The organism is Methylobacterium sp. WL18, from assembly GCF_008040015.1.
Classification (GTDB): domain Bacteria; phylum Pseudomonadota; class Alphaproteobacteria; order Rhizobiales; family Beijerinckiaceae; genus Methylobacterium; species Methylobacterium mesophilicum.
Genome location: NZ_VRVD01000525.1, coordinates 1 through 3,298 on the forward strand (window position 1 = coordinate 1; position 3,298 = coordinate 3,298).

The 3,298-nt window shown below is 65.3% G+C and carries 3 protein-coding genes and 2 pseudogenes; 4 read left to right on the plus strand and 1 reads right to left on the minus strand.

Going from position 1 to position 3,298, the window contains the following annotated elements; genetic code table 11:
* From FV228_RS24320 to FV228_RS24335, 4 genes and pseudogenes are all read left to right on the plus strand, one after another.
* Positions 1 to 188 (plus strand): annotated as a pseudogene (locus FV228_RS24320) (DUF2029 domain-containing protein); the annotation flags it as partial.
* 313 nt (positions 189 to 501) lie between these two features.
* The gene (locus FV228_RS24325) at positions 502 to 1,242 is read left to right on the plus strand and encodes a hypothetical protein (protein ID WP_147856914.1); all 741 of its coding nucleotides are present in this window, start codon (positions 502 to 504) and stop codon (positions 1,240 to 1,242) included.
* A 252-nt stretch (positions 1,243 to 1,494) separates the two neighbouring features.
* A complete protein-coding gene (locus FV228_RS24330) occupies positions 1,495 to 2,157 on the plus strand; it encodes a DUF2268 domain-containing putative Zn-dependent protease (protein WP_147856915.1) in 663 nt (220 codons plus the stop codon).
* The gene (locus tag FV228_RS24335; RefSeq protein ID WP_147856916.1) at positions 2,154 to 2,666 is read left to right on the plus strand and encodes a GNAT family N-acetyltransferase; all 513 of its coding nucleotides are present in this window, start codon (positions 2,154 to 2,156) and stop codon (positions 2,664 to 2,666) included. Before FV228_RS24330 ends, FV228_RS24335 begins: the two co-directional genes overlap by 4 nt.
* Positions 2,667 to 3,049: 383 nt before the next feature.
* Here the strand turns inward: FV228_RS24335 and FV228_RS24345 are convergent.
* Positions 3,050 to 3,298 (minus strand): annotated as a pseudogene (locus tag FV228_RS24345) (carotenoid 1,2-hydratase); the annotation flags it as partial.

Consider the following 3,298-nt stretch of genomic DNA (forward strand, 5'->3'; position numbering starts at 1 on the left):
CCGGCGGCCTGCGCCGCCACGAGCGCGCGCTCCTGCTGGCGACGCCGCTGTTCGCGCTCCTGCGCGAAGGCGCAGGCCTGACGGGATTCCCGCTGGGGCTGGCGCTGGGCCTCGCGACCCTGGCCTGCATCGCCGAACGGATCCGCCCGTGGGGATTTCCGGGCGGACGCCGGTCCGCTCCGGCCTGAGTTTTTGGGCCGTCCCTGAACGCCTCTCGCCGTCATGGCGAGCGCGGCGAAGCAACCCAGTGCGGCGCGCGATCTCCGAATGTGATGTTTCCCGAGGTTGCTTCGCTGCGCTCGCAATGACGGTGCGGCGTCCTTCTTGACGCCGAAGCCATGTCGTGCCCCGATGACATCAAGTCCTCAGATTGCCATCTCGCCACGCTGCTTTGAAAATCATCCCTTTGGCTCTCATACGCCAAGATCATCCGAGAATTTTCCTCGGCCTAAGCTTGGACGCGGCTAATTGATAGCCGAAAATATTCGCGGGAGAATCACCATGTTTTCGGCGCTCCTGAGATATGTCGGCAGTTCCTCCCGCTCCCACGCGGGGGCGGCGAAATCGGCCACGCCGACAAGCTGGGATCGACACGCCAGGGCGACATCCACGCATTCGACCACCGCGACGAACCCGGGCGAGAAATCCGCCTCCCAGGTCGCCGTCGAGGCCCGGAAATTCCTGGATGCCGGCTATCGGAAGCTGGGCAAGGCGGCCGATGCCGGCACCTCGGACCAGGATTGGCACGGCACGATCCGCATCCAGATCCTGGACCGTCGAGCCCTCTACGCCATCGCCACCGATCACGGCGGCCTGTTCTCGAATACGGAGGTCAAGGCGGCGAAAGCCGAAATGGCGTCGATCGAGGCGCGCGCGACCAAGGCTGCCGACCCCCGCGGCACCGATCCGGCTGCGGCCGCCAAGGCGACGGTCGCCGTCCTGGACGGAGCCGGCCCGGAGGAGATGGCCTCCCTCGACTGGGCGCAGAAGCGCGCTGCGGCGCAGGTCCGGTATCAGGGCCTCGCGACAGCACAGCACAAGGGACGGGCGGCATCGAGCGTCGAGACCGGCAACCCCGTTGTCGATCACTTCGTCAAAGCCTGGGGCGAGTTCGAGAAGGCGAAGGCCTACGCGCACGAGTGCGCATCGGTCCATGTGGAGGACATGCCCTCCTGGGCGAGGGGCATCTCGCTCTGGAAGAGTTTCTACGCGCCGCAGGCGAAGGCTTTGGGCCGATTGTAGCGGGCACGCGGATGAGCCTTTCGACCGCCCATGCCCTTCAGGGACAGGTCCGATCCACGGAGATCCCAATCCGCTCCTTCATCCTGACGCGCCCTCGTCAACTGTCTGCGCAGGAGGTCTCCCGGCAGCGCCGGGCTGACTTGAGACCGCCCATTCGCTGCGTCGCCTCAGGACCAGGCGAGGATGGCAAAACGGACGGACAGCCGCTTAGATCGATCGTAACGGACCAACCAGACCAAGCGAGGCTTCTCGATGTCTTGGCACGTTCATTGGCTTGAAGCCTCCGGCGATCTACGCCCCTGGCGCGATACCATCGCAGCGGAGATCCAGATCGCCCGCGACGCGATTGCGGGTCTCATGCCCGTGCCAATCCTCGACATCCTTGTGGACCGCCGCCCGGGCGAGACGATCCCCGAGATGGGCACCGTAGGGCGCGCCTATCGGCCGAGCCTGTTTGCCCTGACGCTCGCTTCCGACAACCCGAACTTCGAGACATCCCTGCGCGGTGGCGACATTCGCAGAACGGTGGCGCACGAGGTGCGTCACTGCCTGCGCATGGGAGGTCCGGGCTATGGCACGACGCTGGGCGAGGCACTGGTCAGCGAAGGCTTGGCCGGCCAGTTCGTAAGCCACCTGTTCGGCACGCCGCCCGAGCTTTGGGAATCCGCCGTCTCGGACACCGAGCTAGCGGAAAATCCACCGGATTTCGCCGCGCTCTCGGGCTTGAATCACGATCACGGTGCCTGGTTCTACGGGCGCGGTGGCCGCTACCCGCGCTGGCTCGGCTATACGCTCGGCTACAGGATCGTAGCGGATTGGCTAAACGCGGTCCTGGCGCCAGATGGGGACGCTTGGGTCAACGTCACCGCCGACACGGTGCGGGCGGCGGCCCGGGGGCACACGCTGGCAGTATGACCGCAACGCCCTTCACCGTCCTGCGCCTTGGCGCAGAAGATGCGGCAAATTTTCGTGAGCTCCGGCTGGACGGATTGCGCAGGCATCCCGAAGCGTTCGGCGCATCCTACGAGGATGAGGCGCGCCAAAGTCCACAGGATTTTCGACCCCGCCTGGAGAGCGGTACCGTCTTCGGCATACGACGCAAGAGCCGGTCCGACCTCGACGGTATCGCCGGGTTGTACATCCCAGAGACGATCAAGACACGCCACAAGGGTGTGCTGTGGGGAATGTACGTGCGACCCGAAGCGCGTTGTATGGGCCTCGGATCAGCGCTGGTTGCCCGCGTGATCGAGCATTCCACCAATCTGGTGGAGGAACTGACCTTGGCCGTCGGTGCAGCGAACGAGCATGCGATGAATCTCTATGCCCGGGTTGGCTTCAATTGTTACGGGTTCGAAGAACGTGCGCTGAAAATCGAGGGCCGATACTACGATGAGGTCTTGATGCGCTTGGTGTTGGTGAAATAGAATTCGGGGTTGCTACGGCTGCATTGACAATCCGACGATACTCGAACCCCCTCCGTCATCCTGAGCTGCTGCGCAGCAGCCGCGAAGGAGGCGTCCAGGGATCGCCGAGCTATCCGGAGGGCTCCTTCGGGGCCTCCGCTTCGCTGCGGCACCTTAGAATGCGGTCGAGGGTGGGTGGTTCGGGGCCGATGGTTCTGTCTTGACGCGATGGGAGAGCGAGCACGACCTGAACATGGCTGCGCTTCGGCCGTCCGGTGCGATCGCATTCAAGACGTGATGTCGAACCTACACCCCGTCATTCCGGGGCTCCGCTTCGCGGCCCCGGAATGACGGGGTGCGCTATCGAGCATCCCCCCAAACCGAACGCATCCCCCCCGAAAAAATCACCCCTGATACGGCCGGGGCATCCGGAACGGCAGCATCAGCTGCACCAGCGGGTTGCGGAAGCGGTCGAGGGAGAGGCTCTCGTGCACCGCCCGCACGGGCTCGCCGCCGAGCGTGGAGGCCAGCAGGGAGCGGGAATAGAACGGCGTGTCCTCGAAGGTGGTGAGCACCCGGGAGCGGCCGTCGTCGCTACGGGTCTCCCGGGGCATCCGCCAGAACGATGTGGCCGGCAGCGCGGCGGCCAGCGG

Excerpts from the sequence above, each read along its gene's own strand:
- FV228_RS24325 (WP_147856914.1), top strand. The coding sequence starts at position 502 with ATGTTTTCGGCGCTCCTGAGATATGTCGGCAGTTCCTCCCGCTCCCAC.
- FV228_RS24330 (WP_147856915.1), top strand. The coding sequence starts at position 1,495 with ATGTCTTGGCACGTTCATTGGCTTGAAGCCTCCGGCGATCTACGCCCC.
- FV228_RS24335 (WP_147856916.1), top strand. The coding sequence starts at position 2,154 with ATGACCGCAACGCCCTTCACCGTCCTGCGCCTTGGCGCAGAAGATGCG.